Raw genomic sequence first — 18433 nt, 5'->3', positions numbered from 1 at the left:
TACTCGTCCCGCAGAACCACGTCCTCCTTGGTGGGGAAGTGCCGGAAGAAGGTCATGTGGGAGACACCGGCCTCGGCGGCGCCCGGGCGGGTGACCCACCGACCCCGCACCGGTGAAAACCGTACGAGTCGGGTCATCAGAGGCATGGGATGGTCCGTACCGGTTAACCGATGGGAACGGCCCGTTTCACCCGCCCCACCCCTCCCGGGAGCCCCGGGGACCCCGGCATCGTCGGCATCCCCGCGAACGGGAGGGGTCGGCGACCGTGTCGGCCACGGTTCCCCGTGGCCGCGGACCGCGCCCCACCACCCGCAGACCAGCCACGATCCGGAGGAATGGTGAACCGGAGCGAAGAATCCCCCCGCCCGCACGAGCCCGCCGTCGGGGACTCCCCCGACATTCCCGGTGTGCCGGCCCCCGAGCCCCCCTCCCTGGAGGAACCCACCGCTCCGCGGGACCCGCTGCCCCCCAAGCCGGACCAGACCGAGCCCGCCCCCGTCTCCCCCACCGGACACCCCTCCGGGGAGATCGGCGACCGCGCCCAGCGGGGGGCGCGGCTGACCACCGCCCAGGGGTCGCGCCTTCCGGACACCGACCACTCGCTGAAGGCGGGCGCGCGCGGCCCGGTGCTGCTGCGCGACCACCACCTGCGGGAGAAGATCACCCACTTCGACCACGAGCGCATCCCCGAGCGGGTGGTGCACGCCCGGGGTGCGGCGGCGCACGGTGTCTTCCGCGGTTACGGCACCGCCGAGGACATCTGCAAGGCCGGGTTCCTGGCCAAGGACGTGGAGACCCCCGTCTTCGTGCGGTTCTCCACCGTCCTGGGCTCGCGGGGATCGGCGGACACCGTCCGTGACACCCGGGGCTTCGCCACGAAGTTCTACACCTCCGAGGGCGTCTTCGACCTGGTGGGGAACAACATCCCGGTCTTCTTCATCCAGGACGCGATCAAGTTCCCCGACGTCGTCCACGCGGCCAAGCCGCACCCGGACCGGGAGATCCCGCAGGCGCAGAGCGCCCACGACACCTTCTGGGACTTCGTCTCCCTGCACACCGAGGCGACCTTCCACACCCTCTGGAACATGTCGGACCGGGGCATCCCGCGCTCCTACCGGACGATGGAGGGCTTCGGCGTCCACACCTTCCGTCTGGTGGCCGCCGACGGCTCGACCACCCTGGTGAAGTTCCACTGGAAGCCGCGGGCCGGCGTCCACTCCCTGGTGTGGGAGGAGGCGCAGATGATCAACGGCTTCGACCCCGACTTCCACCGTCGTGACCTGGCCGACGCCATCGAGGCGGGGGCGTACCCGCAGTGGGAGCTGGGCATCCAGGCGTTCCCGGACACCCCGGAGCAGACCTTCGAGGGCATCGACCTGCTGGACCCGACGAAGATCGTGCCCGAGGAGCTGGCACCGGTTCAGCCGATCGGGCTGCTGACGCTGGACGCCAACCCGTCCAACTACTTCGCGGAGACCGAGCAGGTGGCGTTCCACCCCGGTCACCTGGTGCCGGGTATCGACGTCACCGACGACCCGCTGCTGGCGGGCCGGCTGTTCTCCTACATCGACACCCAGATCACCCGACTGGCCGGGCCCAACTTCTCGCAGATCCCGATCAACCGGCCACACGCCGAGGTCAACGACATGCTGCGGGACGGCTTCCACCAGCAGGCCGTGCATCGCGGGGTGGCGCCGTACCACCCCAATTCCCTGGACGGCGGCTGCCCGTTCCTGGCGGGTGCGGGCGAGGGCGGGTACGTGGAGACCCCGGTACGGGTGGCGGAGTCCCGTCAGGTGCGGGAAGCGCCGGAGTCCTTCGGCGACCACTTCTCCCAACCCCGGATGTTCTGGCGCAGCATGTCGCCGGTGGAGCAGGAACACATCATCGGCGCCTACACCTTCGAGCTGGCCAAGTGCTACGAGCGGACGATCCGGGAGCGGACGCTGCGGGTCCTGGCCAACATCGACGAGCGGCTGTGCCGCGAGGTGGCGACCGGCCTCGGTCTGCCGGCCCCCGAGCCGGACCCGGAGTACGCCACCCGGGCCCCGGAGCCGAGCCCGGCGCTCTCCCAGGTCGGGAAGACCTGGCCCACCAAGGGACGGATCATCGGCATCGTCGCCGACAGCGGGACCGACTTGTCCCAGGTGCGCTCGGCCCGGGACGCGATCCTGGAGGCCGGCATGGTGCCCCTGGTGATCGCCCCCACCGGCGGCGAACTGGGCAACGGGAACGGCGGCGGTGGGAACGGCGAGCCGATCACCGTGCAACGGACCTTCGTCACCGCGCGCTCGGTGGAGTTCGACGCGCTGCTGCTCGCCGGGAGCGCCGCGATCGGCCCCGACGCCTCCGGGGCCCGCGGCGCCGGCGCGGGCGCCCCGGAGGGGAGCGGCACCGGCGTCGACCCGCGGGTGCTGCTGATGGTCTCCGAGGCGTTCCGGCACTCCAAGGCCATCGGCGGCTGGGGCGGCGCCGACGGCGTCCTGCGGGCCGCCGGTTGTTCCACCACCGCGCCCGGCGTGGTGGTGGGGCCGACCTCCTCGGCGGTCCTGGAGGAACTCGTCGACCTGCTGAGGTCGCACCGGGTCTGGAACCGCTTCCCGGTCCCGGCCGGGGCCTGAGAGCCCGGCCGGTCCCCCGACCGGCCCGTCCTCGCGATCCGGCGGGTCGGCGGGTCGGCGGGTCGGCGGGTCGGCGGGTCGGCGCGGAGAATGCCCGGCCGGGGAGTGCGCGAGGGCCGGGCCCGTCGTTCCCGACGGACCCGGCCCCGTGTGCGTGCGGGGGTGACCCCGCGTTCGTCAGCCGGTGGCGCAGGCCGCGCCGCCCAGGGTGAAGGCGGTGGGGTCGGTCGCCCCGGATCCGGAGGTGCCCAGGAACCCGAAGCCGATCTCGGCACCGGGCGCCAGGACTGCGTTCCAGGCGGCCGGGCGGGCCACCACGTCGCGTCCGCTCTGGGTCACCTCGGCACTCCACGCCTGGGTGATCCGCTGATCGTCGGAGAAGCTCCAGCGCAGCTCCCAGGGGGAGATGGTCGCGTCGCCGGTGTTGCGGACCCGCACCTCGGCGGTGAAGCCGTTGTTCCAACGGTGGGCGGTCCAGGTGACCTCGCAGGTCGCGTCGCCGTTGTCACCGCCACCGTCGTCACCGCCACCGTCGTCACCGCCACCGTCGTCACCGCCACCGTCGTCACCGCCACCGTCGGAGCCGGTGGCGAGGTCGTCGGCCCAGGACGCCATCCAGGCCAGCGGAGCGTTCCAGTTGATGGTGACCTCGTTGGTCGCGTACGACTCGATGTGGTCGATGTAGCACATCGCCGGGGCGCACCCGGTGAGCAGCCGCTGGGCGATCGGGTCCTGCAGGGCGCTGTTGGGTCCTCCCGCCACCGAACCGGGCGCGGCGTACGGCAGGTTGGGGTTCAGCTGCCGGGCCCAGTGCCGGTGGTGCTGGTTCTGCGCGTACCGCTCGCCGTAACCGGTGACGTAGGAGAGGTTGAGCGGGTTGCGGCCCAGCAGGTAGTCCCAGCCGCCGAGGGCGGCGTCCCGGTAGGCGTCCTCGCCGGTCAGGTCGTGGGCGGTGGCCAGAACGATCATGTTGTTGAGGACCTGGCTGTTGGAGCCCCAGACGTAGGTGGCGTCGAACGGCAGGCCGTAGGCGGTGCCGGCGGAGTCGGCCGCGTACCGGTCGGCGGCCTCCAGCAGCAACGCCCGGACCGCCGCCAGTTCGCCGTCGGTGAGGTCGTTGGGCACCACGGCGAGGTTGAGGGCGCCGAGCGCGGCCGTGTCGGCCCAGGCGAAGCCGCCGCGCGGGAAGGTGGCGTCCAGGTCCCCGTGGATCGGGGAGTCCAGGACGGCCGCGCGGTACCCGGCGTCACCGGTGGTGATGAACAGCTCGGCGGCCGCCCAGTAGAACTCGTCGGTGACGTCGTTGTCGCTGTACGCGCCGCCGCCCTGCCCGTCGTTGGGGCTCGCGTAACGGGTGGGGTTGGCGACCGCCGCGTCCCAGGCCGTCTCGGCGACCTCCAGGCAGCGGGCGGCGAAGTCGGCGTCGTAGGGCTCGAAGAGACGCGCGCACTGGGCCGCGGAGGCCGCCAGGTTGAGGGTGGCGGCGGTGGACGGTGGGGCCAGCTCGCGGATCTGCGGGTCCTGGTGGGGCAGCATCGGCATGCCGGTCCAGTTGCGGTCGTGCATCTTGTGGTGCGCCATGCCGGCCAGCGGCTCGCCGGCGGGCACCTGCATCCGCATCAGGAAGTCCATCTGCCAGCGCGCCTCGTCGAGGATGTCCGGCACGCCGTTGCCGCGCTCGGGCACCCGCAGCGCGCCGTCGCCCAACGGTTCGTCGTTCGCGCCCTCCACGTGCAGGGTGCGCTCGAAGTTCGCCATCACCTGGGCGACGGAGATGCCGCCGTTGACGACGTACTTGCCGTGGTCGCCGGCGTCGTACCAGCCACCGGTGACGTCCAGGGTGTAGTCGCACTGGCCGGGGCGACAGGGCACCGCGCCGTCCCCCCGGTTGGGCGCGACGTCCACGTGGCCGGCGGGGCGGGCGTACTCCTCGCCGACGAGGTCGGCCCGGATCTCGATGCCGCTGCGGTTGTGGTAGAAGTACGCCAGCGCGTCCGAGCGCAGGTCGGAGTAGAGGTCGTCGCCGATCGCGAAGGGGATGCTCACCTCACCGTCCACCTCGACGGTGTAGCCCTCCCCCGCCTCGTCCAGCTCGGAGAAGCCGAAGCCGTGGACGTTCTGCCGCGAGGTGGGGTCCTCGCCCAGCGGGACGGTGGTGCCGCTCGCGACGGCGGCGCCGTCGGCGTCGCGCACGGTGAATCCCAGTGCCCCGACCGCGTCGGTGACGACGGTGCCCCGCTTGGGCCCGTCGGTGAGGTAACCGACCTGGTTGACCCGCACCGGCGAGCCGGTGTCGGGCTCGTAGGGCTGCTGTTCGGCACCGCCCCGCAGGGAGACCCCGGAGAGGCAGAAGGTGAAGGGGTCCTCACTGCCACCGATCTGGTAGGCGAGCTGGGCGGCGTCGTGGTCGGCGCCGGGGGTGAAGACGTGGGTGAAGGTTTCCGGCTCGGGTCCGATGACGTCGACCGATCCGAGTTCCTGCGTCCAGGGATCCACCGCCAGCTGCACGTTGGTGCGGCTGACGATCGGCACGGTGGACTCGGCGGTGAAGGTCAGGGCGTAGGTCTCGCCGGCGGTGAGCGGGAGGCCGTCCTGACCGACGATGGCGTCCCAGGGCTCCACGGTGCCACCGGGGATGTCGAGGCACATCCGCCCGTCGGCGGCGACCCCCTCGGTGTTGGCGGTCCACCACCAGCCGGTGGTGCCGGCGGCGAAGTCGCCGTTGACGATCAGGTCGGGCCCGGTGGGCTCCTCGGGTTCGTCGGCGAGGGCGGGGACGGCGAGGGTGCCGCCGAGGAGGGCGACCGCGGCGGCGGTTCCGATCGCGCCTCGGCGCAACCGGCGGACGGTCCGGCCGGCGCCGGGCGCGGACACCGGCGGGGACGTGCCGGGCGGCGCGGGGTCGGCCGGGATCGGGGAGGGACGATGGGGCACGGCTCGGTCCTTCCGGAGGACGGTCGGTGGGGGGGTACCGGCCGGGTTCCGGGGCGACAACGGACCCACCCCGGGGCCCGACCCGACGGGGATTCGGGGTCGAATCACCATGGGAGCGCTCCCATGTCATCCTCGGGGTTTTGTTGATGTCCGGTCAATAATCGGGATCGATCGCTTTCCCCCGGGATCCCCCGGGCGGACGGCCGTCACACCGTCCGCGGACCGGGTTTGTCCGGAGACGTTCCCGGTTACCCGAGGAGCATGGTTGACCAGGCATCGAACTCCTCGAAACACGCCCACCGGCCGACCCCCGCCCCCGCGCCGCCCCGCCCCCGCGGGGCCCGGGAACCGGCCCCCACCGCCTCCCGGGGGACGTGGACGCCGTGACGGTCTACGGATTCCACGCCTCCCACGAACAGTTCACCCCCGGCGCGCTGCTCGACGCCCTCCGCGCCGCCGAACGGGCCGGCTTCGGCGCCGGCATGTGCTCCGACCACCTGGCCCCGTGGAACACCCGGCAGGGCCACTCCGGCCACGCCTGGACCTGGCTGGGCGCCGCCCTGCAGGCCACCGACCTGCCCATGGGCGTGGTGACCAGTCCCGGCACCCGGTACCACCCGGTGGTACTGGCCCAGGCGATGGGCACCCTCGGCGAGATGTTCCCCGGCCGGCACTGGGCCGCCCTCGGCTCCGGCGAGGCCCTCAACGAACGGGTCACCGGCGACCCCTGGCCGCCCAAGGAGGAGCGCAACAGTCGCCTGGAGTTCTCCGTCGAGGTGATGCGCGCCCTGTTCGCCGGTGAGACCGTGCACGCGGAGGACGGCCCCTGGCCCGTGCGCGAGGCCCGCCTGTGGACCCGTCCCGATCCCGTTCCCGAGATGTACACCGCCGCGGTGACCCCGGCCACCGCCGGCCGCTCCGCCCGCTGGGCCGACGGGCTGATCACCATCAACCAGCCCGGCCACGCCCAACGCGAGACGCTCTCCGCCTATCGGGAGGCCGGCGGACGCGGCCCCGCCGTGCTCCAGGTGCACCTGTCCTGGGACCCCGACCCCGAACGGGCCCTGGCGGTGGCCCACGACCAGTGGCGGGAGACGATCCTGGGCAGCGACGTGGCCTGGGAGATCGCCCAACCGGAACACTTCGAGCAGGCGGCCCGGTTCGTCACCCCCGAGCAGGTGGCGGAGTACGTCCACACCTCCCACGACCCCGGCGAGCACGCCGCGTGGCTGGTGAGGGCCGCCGAGGGCTTCGACCGGGTGATGCTGCACCAGGTGGGGCCGGACCAGGTGCGTTTCGTGGAGACCTTCGGTGAGCGGGTGCTGCCGGAGGTGACCGGGTGAGCGGGAACCGAGCCCCCCGGGCAACCCCGGCCACGACCCCCCACCCGGCGGGCGGGGAGCACGGCGGATACCCCCCGATCGACTCCCACGCCTTCCTCTCCGACTGCCACACCGCCGCCCTGGTCGGCCCCGACGGGGCGATCGAATGGCTCTGCTCCCCTCGCTTCGACGGGCCCTCCGTCTTCGCCCGGATCCTGGACCGGAAGCGGGGCGGCGCGTGGGAACTGACCGTGGAGGGAGCCGAACCGCCGGTGCGGCGCTACCTCGGCGACACCCTGGTGCTGGAGAGCCGCCGGCACGGTCCCGAAGGCGAGGCCGTGGTCCGCGACCTGCTGGCCGTCCACCCCGACTCCCCGGACAGCGACGCCCCCGTCGCCGGGAAGGAGGGGACCGCCGGCGGCCCCGCCGGCTTCTCCGCCGTCGGTGTCCTGGTGCGGGAGGTGCGCTGCGTCTCGGGACGGGTGAGGGTCCTCTCCCGGGTGGAGGCCCGCCCGGATTACGGGCGCCACGCCGCCCGGTGGGAGGCGTACGAGAACGTGCTGCGCTGCGCGCTCGACACCGGAACCGAGGGGCTGTGGCTCGGTGGGGACACCCCGCACACGGTGGACGGGGACGGGATCGCGCGGGCCGCGGTGGACCTGGAGGAGGGCGAGAGCACCACCTTCCTCCTCGGCTACCGGGGTGAACCGTTGACGGGTCCCGGGCGGACGGCGGACGGCGGACGGATGGCCGAGGAGACCGCCGCCGCCTGGCAGAGCTGGTCCGACCGCACCTCCTACGACGGCCCGGCCGCCGACCTGGTGCGCCGGGGCGGGGTCGTACTGCGCGGCCTGCTCTCCGACGAGACCGGCGGCCTGCTCGCCGCCCCCACCACCTCGCTGCCCGAGTGGATCGGTGGTACCCGGAACTGGGACTACCGCTACGTCTGGCACCGGGACGCCGCCCTGGTGGTCCTGGTCCTGCTGCGTCTGGGCCACGAGGAGGAAGCCGAGCGCTACCTGCGCTTCGCCCTCAACGGGTGCGTGGACCGCAGCGAGCGGATGGAGCCGATGCTGAAGCTGGACGGCACCACCCGTATCGAGGAGAGCGAACTGGACCACCTGGAGGGCTACGCCCGTTCCGGGCCGGTACGTGTGGGCAACGAGGCGTACGAACAGCACCAGATGGACTCCTACGGACACCTCCTCGACGCCGCGTACTCGTTCCAGCAGGTCACGGGTCGGCTGACCGACCGGGACCTGGCGGAGCTGTGGCGGCTGACCGACATCCTCGCCGGGATCTGGCGAGAGCCGGACCACGGCCTGTGGGAGGCACGCGGCGAACCGCGCCACTGGACATACTCGCGGCTGTACTCCTGGGTGGCACTGGACCGGGGGGTGCGGTTGGCCGAGCTGTGCGGGGAGACCGGGGTGCCGGTGGACCGCTGGCGGAGCGAACGGGACGCCGTCCGGGCCGACCTGCTGGAACACGGTTGGAACGAGGAGGTCGGCGCCTTCGTGCAGGCGTACGGCGAGCGGGGCATGGACGCCGCGCTGCTGCACCTGTCCCTCCAGGGCTTCATCGACGGTGACGACCCGCGGATGGTGTCCACCATCGACCGGATCGCCGAGGAACTGGGGGACGGGGACCACCTGGTGCACCGCTACGACCACAAGGTGACCGAGGACGGGTTCGAGGAGCCCGAGGGTGCCTTCCTGATGTGTTCCTTCGACATGGTCTCCGCCCTGGTGCCCGCCGGGCGCATCGAGGAGGCCCGACGGCGCTTCGACGCGCTGTGCGCGCGAACCGGTTCCTTCGGGCTGTACTCGGAGCAGATGGCGGGTGACGGCACCTTCCTGGGGAACTACCCGCAGGCCTTCACCCATCTGGCGCTGATCGAGGCGGCGATGAACCTGGAGGCCGCCGAGCACCGGGAGGCGCTGCACTCCTGGGCGGAGCGGCGCGGGGAGGAGCGACTGGAGCGGGAGAAGCGGGAGACCTCCGGGAGGACGTCCGCGGAAGGAGGAGCCGGGTCGGCGTCCTGAGCCGACCCGCCCGACCGTGAACGGAATCGGCCGCCGCGCCTCGTGGGACGAGGTGCGGCGGCCGATTCGCGCGGTCCCGACGGGCCCGGGTCGCGGTGGGTCAGGGAACGCGGCCGGGGCCCTTGACCACCTCCTCGAGCCGCCCGCCCGGCAGTCGGGCGCGCAGCGGCGCGGTGGGGCCGCCGGCGGCGTCCCGCAGGCCGCCCAGCAGGGCCGCCACCGTCTCCCGCGCGTCGTGGCGCGGAGTCCAGCCCAGTGCGTCACGGGCCCGCGAGCAGTCCATCACCGGGAGCCGCACCATCGTGTCGAAGAGGGCCGGCGAGGCGGGCGTGAGGCGTGCGCTCCAGGCCGCCGTCACCGCGGCGCGGGCGACCGCGAGCGGCACGGTCCTCGGGGTGGTGTCCAGCAGGTTCGCCAGGGCGTCGGTGTCCAGCACCGGTTCGGCGGCCAGGTTGAACGCGCCGCGCACCGGTCGGTGCAGCGCCAGTCGCCAGGCCTCGGCCGCGTCGTCGGTGTGCAGCACCTGCACGCGCAGCCCGGGGATGTTCGGCAGCAGGGGCAGCAGGCCGGGGCGGAACAGCCCGCCGGGGACGAACGGCCCGAGGAAGAGGCGGCGCTGTTGGGAGGCGGACTCCCGCTTGAGCAGGAACGCCGGACGCATCCGCACCACCCGCACCTCCGGGTGGTCCCGCTCGAAGACGTCCAGCAGCCGCTCCTGGTACGCCTTCTCCCGGCTGTAGGCGGCGGTGGGGCGTCCGTGGGTGGCGGCGTCCTCGCGGACCACGGGGCGTTCCCGCCGGCGTGAGGGCGGCGGGCCGGAGGTGTAGGCCGCCACGGAGGAGGCGCACAGCACCGCCGGCACCCCCACCCGGGCGACGGCGCGCAGCACCCGCTCGGTGCCCAACACGTTGGTGCGCCAGGTGATCAGGGGATCACGGGCGGGCTGCATGAGCCAACCGAGGTGGACGACCGCGTCCATCCCGCGCAGCGCCTCCTCCAGCGCACGCCCGGTGGTGGGACGGGGATCACCCAGATCGACGGGCCACCAGGACGTCTTGTCGGGGGCCCGGTCGGGGGTGCGGCGGGCCAGGCCGCGTACGGCGGCGACCGCGGGGTCGGCGGCCAGGGCACGCAACAGGCTGGTCCCGATGTTGCCGGTGGCGCCGATGACGGCGACCCGCAGCCCCTCGCCGGGGTCGGTGGTGGGTGACGCGTTCACGGGATGCTCCCCTTCGTCCGGGAGTGGGGTGGGGATCCTGGCGGCGAACGGCTCCGGGGCCGGGGGACGGGCGCGTCGGGGCGGATCGCCGAGGATCGGGGCCGACCGGTGGTTCAGGGCCGGAAGACGATCTTCACGGCGCCGTCCTCCTTGCGCTGGAACATCTCGTAGGCGTGCGGGGCATCGGCCAGCGGCAGGTGGTGGGTGGCGAACCCGTCCACGCCCAGGGGGTCCTCGGAGCCCTCCAGGAGCGGCAGGATCTCCGGCGTCCAACGGCGGACGTTGGCCTGGCCCATGCGCAACGTGACCTGCTTGTCGAAGAGGGTCATCATCGGCATCGGGTCCGCCTCGCCGCCGTAGACGCCGCTGAGGGAGATGGTGCCCCCGCGCCGCACCAGGCCGATGGCCAGGTGCAGGGCGGCCAGGCGGTCGACGCCGGCGGTGGTGAACACCTTCTCGGCCAACTTGCCGGGCAGCAGGCCGCCGGCGGTCTGCGCCAGCTTCCCCACCGGGCTGCCGTGCGCCTCCATCCCGACCGCGTCGATGACGGAGTCCGGGCCCCGTCCGCCGGTGCGGTCGCGGACCTCGGCGATGATCTCCTCGGTGTCGTCGAGGTCGGTGGGGTCGAGGGTCTCCACCCCGCGCGCCCTCGCCCGCTCCCGTCGCTCGGGGACGGGCTCGATGCCGATCACCTTCCCCGCCCCCCGGTGCAGGGCGATGCGGCAGGCCATGTCGCCGATCGGGCCCAGCCCCAGGACGGCGAGCGTGCCGCCGGTCGGCAGGTCCGCGTACTCCACGGCCTGCCAGGCGGTGGGAAGCACGTCCGAGAGGTACAGGTAGCGGTCGTCCGGCACCCCGTCGGGTACCTTGATCGGCCCGTAGTCCGCCCGCGGCACCCGCAGGTACTCGGCCTGCCCCCCCGGTACCGCGCCGTAGAGCTTGGTGTACCCGAACAGCGCCGCCCCGGTGCCCTGTTCACGGACCTGGGTGGTCTCGCACTGGGTCTGGAGACCGCGTTCGCACATGAAGCACCGACCACAGGAGATCTGGAAGGGCACCACCACGCGGTCGCCGGGGGCGAGTCCGCCCACCTCGGAACCCACTTCCTCCACCACGCCCATCGGTTCGTGGCCGAGGATGTCACCGGACGTCATGAACGGGGCCATCACCTCGTACAGGTGCAGATCGGAACCGCACAGACCGCTGGAGGTGACGCGGATGACGGCGTCGGTGGGTTCCTCCACCCGGGGGTCCGGGACGTCCTCCACCCGCACGTCCCGCTTTCCGTGCCAGACGGTCGCCTTCATGGGTCTCTCCTCCGCGTCGTGGTCGATGCCCGGTGGGTCACCGGCATCGGGGGGCCGGGAACGCTCCGGGGGACCGGACGGGGCCACACCGTCGGCGTTCGCCCCTCCTCCTCCCGATTGTCTGCGAGTACCCGTCACCTCCCGCTTCACTCGTGTTGGCCCGTTTCACGGCGCTCTCGGGGCGATCTCCCGGTGCGTGCCGACGGAACCCGGGGGCGTCCCGGGTTTGGGCCGGCCGGGATCGGTGACCCGCTTCCCATGCCGTTGCTGAGAGCCCCGGGGGTGTACGCGCCCCAACAGGACACCTGGTTGCTGCGCGAGGCGTTGGCGGATTCCGGTCTGGCGGCCGGGGCCCGGGTCGTGGACCTGTGCACCGGGACGGGGGTCCTGGCGATGGAGGCGTTGCGACTGGGTGCCCGGGAGGCCCGGGCGTTCGACGTGTCCGGGCGGGCCGTGCTCACGGCCCGCTGCAACGCCTGGTTGAGCGGACTCCCGGTCCGGGTGAGCCGCGGCGAGATGGGCCGGGCGGGACGGGACGGCCGACGGTTCGACGTCGTGCTGGCCAATCCCCCGTACGTGCCCGGCCCCGATGCCGTTCCGCCGCGCCGGGGGGCGCGGGTCGCCTGGGAGGCCGGGCCGGACGGAAGGGCGCTGGTGGATCGCGTCTGCGCCCTGACCCCGTCGCTGCTGCGGCACCGGGGGTCCCTGCTGATGGTCCACTCCAAGGTGTGCGGGCCGGGCCGCACGCTGCGGATGCTGCGCCGACACGGGATGCGGGCCGAGGTCGTGGCGGGCATGGTGCTGCCCTTCGGGCCGGTGATGCGTCGGCGGGCCGAGTGGTTGGAGGGCGCCGGGCTGATCCATCCCGGCCGGCGCACGGAGGAACTGGTGGTGATCCGTGCCGACCTGGCGTGATCCGGCGGGGGACCACGGGGGCGGTGCGTGCGGCGAGGCCCCGGACACCACGGGGTCCCCGGATGGCACGGGCCCCGATTCGCCGGGTCCACCGGCGCCCTCCCCGACGTCCTCGATCCCACCGGCGGGCGGAAGCGGGTGCCGGGTGCGGATGCTGCCCGGTGAACCCCTCCTGGTGGAGGGACCGGTGACCGTGGAACTGCCCGACGGACGGGTGGAGACCTCCGACCGGATGACGGTCGCCATCTGCGTGTGCGGGCGCAGCGCCCGCCTCCCGTGGTGTGACACCAGCCACCGGGACACCCGCCCCCGTCGCTCCGGCGAGGAGTGAATCGCCGAGCGGGGTGGCGGGAGGACCCGTCGGGTATCGGGACCCCGGGCCGGGCGTGTCTGTCGAGTCCCCGGGGCTTCCCACCGGTCAGACGCGGGAGCGTTGGGTGACCACGACGCAGACGAGGACGATCACCGCCGTGACGGGGGCGAGGACGGGAAGCCGTTCCCCCATCAGCAGAACCGCCCAGACCAGGGTGAGCAGGGGCTGGGCGAGTTGGAGCTGGCTCGCCCGGGGCACGCCGATCAGGGCCATTCCCCGGTACCACAGGACGAAGCCGCCGAACTGCGACACCGCGGCGAGGTAGAGCAGGCCGAGGATCGCGGCGGGCCCGGGCCGCGCGGGTTCGACCACGAGGGCTCCGGCCGTCAGCACGGCGGAGACCGGGAGGGCGGCGACCACACCCCAGGCGATGACCTGCCAACCGGGCAGGTACGAGGCGAGCCGGCCGCCCCGGGCGTACCCGGCGGCGGCCGACAGCACCGCCGCGAAGAGGTACCCGTCACCGATGGTCGGCAGGCCGTGTCCCCGGCTCAGGGTGAAGGCCACGACCGTGGCGGCCCCGACCCCGGCGGCCACCCAGAAGGTGCGCGAGGGGCGGCCGCCGGTCAGGGCCGAGGAAATGATCGCGGTGGCCAGGGGCAGGACGCCGATGACCACGGCGGAGTGCCCGGTTCCGGAGGTCGGCAGGGCCAGTGCGGTGAACAGCGGGAAACCGATCACGCAGCCGACGGCGACCGTCAGCAGGTCCGGCACGTGCCGACGCTCCGGCAGGGGTGTGCGGGCGGCGATCAGGCAGGCCGCCGCGAGGAGACCGGCGAGGAGCCCCCGCACGCCGGTCACCGTCCAGGGACCGAATCCGTCCAGCGCCCACACCGTCGCCGGGAAGCTCAGCGAGAAGGAGACGACGGCGAGGGCGGCCGCGAGGGTACCGCCGCGAACCGTTATCGTCCGGGGGCGAGTAGCGCTATCATGTATCTTCATGAAATACGGTAGCAGTGTGGATCGGGTGGTCTCCGAACTGCGCGATGAACTGAACCGTTACTCGGACGGGGAGAAGCTGCCGTCCAGTCGCGCGTTGGTGGCGCGGTACGGGGTCGGCCCGGTGACGGTCTCCCGGGCGATCTCCTCGCTCGCCGCCGAGGGGCTGGTCGTCGCCCGCCCCGGCTCCGGGGTCTTCAAGGCCCCCTCCCGCCGCGCCACGACCGCCGGCGGCGACCTCTCCTGGCAGGAGGTCGCCCTCAGCGCGGACCCACCGCACTCCGCCGTCGATGTCGGTCCCCGCGGGGTCGACGCGAACGGCCTGCTCGCCACCCTCGTCGCCCCGCCTCCCGAGGTCATCGACCTCAACGGCGGATACCCGCACGCGGTCCTGCGTCCCGAACGCGCGCTGGCCGCCGCCCTGGCCCGGGCCGGTCGGCGGCCGGGAACCTGGTCCCGGCCGCCGGTGGAGGGATTGGCCGAGTTGCGGGAATGGTTCGCCCGGGACGTCGGCGGCCCCGGCGGTCCGCTCAGCGCCTCGGACGTGCTGGTCACCGGAGGGGGCCAGAGCGCCCTCACCACCGCCCTGCGGGCGCTGGCCGCCCCCGGCTCGCCGGTCCTGGTCGAATCCCCCGGCTATCCGGGGACGCTCGCCGTCGCCCGCGCGGCCGGGCTGCGACCGGTCCCGGTGCCGGTGGACGCCGACGGGGTGCGCACCGACCTGCTGGCCGACGCGTTCGCGGCCACCCGGGCCAGGCTGTTCGTCTGCCAACCGCTGTTCCACAACCCCACCGGCGCCGTCCTGTCGCCGCGCCGGCGCACCGAGGTGGTACGCGTCGCCCGGGCGGCGGGCGCCTTCGTCGTGGAGGACGACTTCGCCCGCCGCATGGTGCACGCCGACTCCCCGCCGGCACCGCCCCCGTTGGCCGCCGACGACCCGGACGGCGTCGTGGTCCACATCCGCTCGCTGACCAAGGCGACCTCGCCCAGCCTGCGGATCGGGGCCCTGACCGCGCGCGGCCCGGCATGGGAACGCCTGCGCGCCGTCCAGGTGGTCGACGGCCTGCTCATCCCCCGGCCGTTGCAGGAGACCACCCTCGAACTGGTCGGTTCCCCCGCGTGGACCCGTCACCTGCGCACGCTCGCGGAGGCGCTGCGCGAACGCCGCACCGCCCTGCTGGCCGCCCTCGGCGGAGCGCTACCGGAACTGCTGCCGGAGAGACCGCCGCCGGGCGGCTACCACCTGTGGCTCCGGCTGCCCGACGGCACCGACGAGCACGCGGTGGTCGCGTCCGCCCTGCGGCACGGTGTGGCGGTCACCGCCGGCGGCCCCTACTTCCCCGCCGAATCCCCCGCGCCCCACCTGCGATTGAGCCACGTCGGCGCACCCGGCACCGGGCATCTGGAGGAGGGGGTCCGACGGCTGCGCCGGGCCCTGATCGACACCGGCGTGTTCCCGGTGACGGTGTCCCCCGATCCCGGGTGAGGCGACGGTCCGGCACGTCCCCGGGCCGGACCCACCGATGACTCCGGCCGGGGCGCCCACGGGCGACGGGATCGGGCCCCGTCCCGGACGGGCGATGCGGCCGGATCGACGGAACCGGCGGGGGAACGGCCCGCCGGACGCCTCTCCCCGATCGGAAGAGGCGTCCGAACACGCCGGACATCGCCGGTTCCCGGTCGGGAAGGGGAACCGGCGCCGTCGATCGGCGTACCGCCGGAGGGCCGCCCGGTCAGGCGGCCGCCGGGGCGCCGCCCGGCCGCATGGGCCCGATCAGGGAACTGCGGTCGCGGGCCCATGCATCGAGCATCAGGCGTCCCAGCCGCGCCTCCAGGAAACCGGTGGCCCGGATGCCGAAGACCACGTCCGCCCGCAGTTCCGGCTCCCGCTCCAGCAGATCGGCGATGACGTCGTGCCGCATCAACTGCTCGTGGACGGCGTCCGCCTCGATGTGCTCGGTGTAGAAGCGCGCGCACCGCTCGGGGGCACCCATCCGCTGCAGAGCGCGGACCAGCCGTCGGGCGGAGGGCGGGGTGGTGATCTCGGCCGCCGCGAAGTGGCCCACCAACGCGCCGCGCAGGGTGCGGTGCAGGCCGAACAGCGACATCAGGTTGACCACCGCGAGCGCCGGGGACGGCACCACGTCCACGTAGGCCAGGTAGCCGGATTCCAGCCCCGCCCCCTCCAGCAGTTCGGCGAACAGGTGCGCGTGTATCCGGTCCGCCCGGCCCCCGCCGTACTCGTCGAACTCGACGGCGACCAGCGCGGCCTTGGCCCGACCGGTCAGGCGGGGAATGGCCCAGGCGTGCGGGTCGGCCTCCTTGAGGTGGTAGATCGAACGGTGCACGAGGTACTCGCGCATCTGCCACCACTCCCCCGACCGGGAGAGGTACCGGGAGACCCCGGCACCGCCGGGCGGCTCGGTCAGCAGATCCTCCAGCGCCCCGCGCAGGTCGGTGTCGTCCGGCAGGTCGGCGCGCAGCGCGGTGAGGAAGCGCTGCTCCAGCGCGGCCCGCAGGCTCAACAGGGCCGGGTCCCACTCGCGGTCCGGGTGGACACCCGCGAAGCCGCGGTAGTGCAACTCGTAGCAGACGGAGAGGGCCACGTGCAGGTCGCCGCCGTACGGGTCGGCCGCGGCGATCTCCGCCGTCAGCTCCGGGGTCACTGCGGGCGCGCCCTCGGCGCCCGGGGCGGGCGGTTCGGGCCCCAGCAACGCGAGGACCGCGTCCCCCAGCGGCCCCCGGGAGCGGGGCAACGAGGGCGCCGGCACCCCCTCGGGGGTCGTGGGGCGGCGCCCGGCGCCGGTGGGAACGGGACGGGTGAGGATCTGCTCAGGCATGGGGCGGCTCCTGTGCCCGCGAGGGGGTCGCGGGATCGAAGTGGAAGGGCGACGGGGAGTCCTCCCGTCGTGCCTCCGGCTCCGGCGGCGCTGCCGGGGTCGGGGTGGGCCGGACCGCCGGGGCACCGTCGGCGCTGCCGGGGTCGGAGGGCTCGGGGGTTCGGGGACGCTCTTCCGGGGGGACCGTGGTCCGAGGGTCGCCGGGGGTGGGCGCGGCACCCGACCCACCGCCGGTCCGGACCGCCAGCATCCCGACCACGGCGCCGGGGCCGCCCTCCCGCCAGGCGGCGCGCTGCCGATCGGCTCCGGTGCCGCCGGCGAGGACGGCGTCGAGCAGGGAGCGTACCGGGAGCAGGTCCCCGCTGCCCTCCAGGGCCGGTGTCACCGAGGCGAGAAGCGCGTCCACCGCTTCCCGGGCCGGGACGAGCCGTCCGGTGCGGGGATGGACCAGGGAGCCGCCCAGCCCGTGGCGGGCGGCGCTCCACAGGGCCGCCGCCGCCTCCTGGTCGTCGGGGCGCGGGGTCGCGGCACCCGCCTCCAGCTCCGTGAGGGCGGTGCGCACCAGGGCGCGGACCAGACCGGCCTGGAGCACCGCCTCGTCGACCGTGGCGGCGGTGTCGGCGACACGCACCTCCACGGTGGGATAGCGGGAGGAGGGGCGGGCCAGCCAGAAGGTCATCCCGTGGTCGGCGAGCGCCCCGGTCTCGACCATGCGGTCCAGGACGGCGCGGTGGTGGGCCGCGGAGTCGAACCACGGCGGCAGGCCGGCGCCGGGGAAGCGCACCTCCTCGGCGATCCGCCAGCTCGCGAAGCCGCGATCCCGTCCCCGGTGGAGGGGAGAGTTGGCGGAGAGGGCCAGGAGCACCGGCAGCCAGGGGCGCAGGCGGTTGACGACGGCCACGGCGGTCTCCTCGTCCGGGACACCGACGTGCACGTGGCAGCCGCACATCTCGTAGTGCTCCATGGCGCCGGCGTAATGCGCCGCGATGCGCTCGTACCGGTCCTCGGGTGTGATGTGCGGTCCCCCGCCGCCGAGGACGGGGGTGCCGGAGGGCACCAGGAGGACGTCCTCCTCCCGGGCCGCCGCGGCCAGGCGGGATCGCAGACCGGACAGCTGACCGGCGACTCCCCGATCACCGTTCAGGTCCGTGCACACCCCGGTGGACGCCTCCACCTGGGTGGCGTGGAGTTCGGGGCGGCACCCGCCGGCCGGCGGCGGGTCCGCCTCCACGCGCGCCAGCACCCGTGCGCAGGCCGGGGAGGTCCGCGCGGTGCGGGGGTCGACCAGCAGGAATTCCTCCTCCACCCCGACGGTGAGCGCGTCACCGGGGGTGGAGGAGGACACCGGTCGGGGTGCGACGGTGGTCGCGGTGGAGCCGCGGGTGGTCGTCACGGACGTCGCTCGTCCGCCTTGGGCCGGGCCGGCTGCTGCGGGGTGCCGTGCGGCGGCGAGTGGAAGGGTTGGGGCGAGGTCGTCGGATGGACGGGGGACCCCCCGCGTCCGCTGTCGGCGTGACCGGGACGCGGGTCACCACCGGGGGTGGGCGGGGAGCCGTCCTCCATCTGCCCCAGGCGTTCGGTGAGCAGGTTGATCACCTGTGGGCGGTCGGCGTGGTCCCGCTCGTGGGCGAGGAGATGGTCGACCTGCTCCGACTCCAGGGAACGGATCCGGTGCTCCAGTTCGCCCGGGGTGAGCTGGTCGTACTCCGGGATGGGGAGCCCCGCGGCACCGGGGCCCTTCGATGACTGGTTCATGTTCTTCGGGTGACCGCTGTGGCCGTCGGGAAACCTCCCGGGGCGGAAAAGCACTCCGGATGCGGAGGGGCGTGATCGGGGTCACCATGGAATCGGGCGTGGATGGCTCGGGGTCCGCGATGGGCCGCGCGCGGAAGCGGAAGGAGTGCGCGGGAATTAACGA

At 73.9% G+C, this 18433-nt stretch carries 13 protein-coding genes; 6 read left to right on the top strand and 7 right to left on the bottom strand.

Features of this window, described 5'->3' with window-relative positions:
- Positions 1-335: 335 nt before the first annotated feature.
- Positions 336-2621: a catalase gene (locus LZF96_RS16365; RefSeq protein ID WP_267940977.1), complete on the top strand. Its 2286-nt coding sequence runs from the start codon at positions 336-338 to the stop codon at positions 2619-2621.
- A gap of 177 nt (positions 2622-2798) precedes the next feature.
- On the opposite strand, the gene LZF96_RS16360 is transcribed toward LZF96_RS16365, so the two are convergent.
- The gene (locus tag LZF96_RS16360; RefSeq protein WP_374203257.1) at positions 2799-5495 is read right to left on the bottom strand and encodes a glycoside hydrolase family 9 protein; all 2697 of its coding nucleotides are present in this window, start codon (positions 5493-5495) and stop codon (positions 2799-2801) included.
- Between the two features lie 443 nt (positions 5496-5938).
- Here LZF96_RS16360 and LZF96_RS16355 point away from each other — a divergent pair, with 443 nt between their 5' ends.
- Both LZF96_RS16355 and LZF96_RS27060 read left to right on the top strand, forming a co-directional pair.
- A complete protein-coding gene (locus tag LZF96_RS16355; RefSeq protein WP_233872451.1) occupies positions 5939-6898 on the top strand; it encodes a TIGR03885 family FMN-dependent LLM class oxidoreductase in 960 nt (319 codons plus the stop codon).
- Complete coding sequence (locus LZF96_RS27060; protein WP_233872448.1) at positions 6895-8922, top strand: glycoside hydrolase family 15 protein; 2028 nt, start codon at positions 6895-6897, stop codon at positions 8920-8922. The genes LZF96_RS16355 and LZF96_RS27060 overlap by 4 nt, the downstream gene beginning before the upstream one ends.
- A gap of 100 nt (positions 8923-9022) precedes the next feature.
- Here LZF96_RS27060 and LZF96_RS16345 read toward each other — a convergent pair whose 3' ends face one another.
- Positions 9023-10141 (bottom strand): NAD-dependent epimerase/dehydratase family protein, encoded by a 1119-nt coding sequence (locus tag LZF96_RS16345; protein ID WP_233872445.1) that lies wholly within the window; start codon positions 10139-10141, stop codon positions 9023-9025.
- A gap of 113 nt (positions 10142-10254) precedes the next feature.
- Positions 10255-11448, bottom strand: a complete 1194-nt coding sequence (locus tag LZF96_RS16340; RefSeq protein WP_233872442.1) for a zinc-dependent alcohol dehydrogenase — start codon at positions 11446-11448, stop codon at positions 10255-10257.
- A gap of 258 nt (positions 11449-11706) precedes the next feature.
- On the opposite strand from LZF96_RS16340, the gene LZF96_RS16335 reads away from it, so the two are divergent.
- Together LZF96_RS16335 and LZF96_RS16330 are read left to right on the top strand one after the other, a co-directional pair.
- Positions 11707-12363, top strand: a complete 657-nt coding sequence (locus LZF96_RS16335) for a methyltransferase (RefSeq protein WP_233872439.1) — start codon at positions 11707-11709, stop codon at positions 12361-12363.
- Between the two features lie 151 nt (positions 12364-12514).
- Positions 12515-12694: a CDGSH iron-sulfur domain-containing protein gene (locus tag LZF96_RS16330; protein ID WP_233872486.1), complete on the top strand. Its 180-nt coding sequence runs from the start codon at positions 12515-12517 to the stop codon at positions 12692-12694.
- An 87-nt stretch (positions 12695-12781) separates the two neighbouring features.
- Here LZF96_RS16330 and LZF96_RS16325 read toward each other — a convergent pair whose 3' ends face one another.
- Entirely contained in the window at positions 12782-13678 is an 897-nt protein-coding gene (locus LZF96_RS16325; protein WP_233872436.1) for a DMT family transporter, read from the bottom strand.
- On the opposite strand from LZF96_RS16325, the gene LZF96_RS16320 reads away from it, so the two are divergent.
- A complete protein-coding gene (locus LZF96_RS16320) occupies positions 13677-15161 on the top strand; it encodes a PLP-dependent aminotransferase family protein (protein WP_233872433.1) in 1485 nt (494 codons plus the stop codon). The two genes, LZF96_RS16325 and LZF96_RS16320, sit on opposite strands and share 2 nt — an antisense overlap.
- 247 nt (positions 15162-15408) lie before the next feature.
- Here LZF96_RS16320 and LZF96_RS16315 read toward each other — a convergent pair whose 3' ends face one another.
- From LZF96_RS16315 to LZF96_RS16305, 3 genes are read right to left on the bottom strand one after another with little or no spacing between them, the layout of a single operon-like run.
- Positions 15409-16515 carry an iron-containing redox enzyme family protein gene (locus LZF96_RS16315; RefSeq protein ID WP_233872430.1) on the bottom strand — a complete coding sequence of 369 codons (1107 nt, stop codon included), beginning with the start codon at positions 16513-16515 and terminating at the stop codon, positions 15409-15411.
- Entirely contained in the window at positions 16508-17908 is a 1401-nt protein-coding gene (locus LZF96_RS16310; RefSeq protein ID WP_233872427.1) for a glutamate--cysteine ligase, read from the bottom strand. The genes LZF96_RS16315 and LZF96_RS16310 overlap by 8 nt, the downstream gene beginning before the upstream one ends.
- The gene (locus LZF96_RS16305; protein WP_233872424.1) at positions 17905-18270 is read right to left on the bottom strand and encodes a hypothetical protein; all 366 of its coding nucleotides are present in this window, start codon (positions 18268-18270) and stop codon (positions 17905-17907) included. The genes LZF96_RS16310 and LZF96_RS16305 overlap by 4 nt, the downstream gene beginning before the upstream one ends.
- Positions 18271-18433 lie beyond the last annotated feature (163 nt).

Origin of the sequence: Streptomyces sp. ST2-7A, from assembly GCF_021390475.1 — a bacterium.
Taxonomy (GTDB): Bacteria; Actinomycetota; Actinomycetes; order Streptomycetales; family Streptomycetaceae; genus Streptomyces.
Note: the sequence above shows the minus strand (reverse complement) of the source record. Positions and strands in the feature narration are given on the sequence as shown.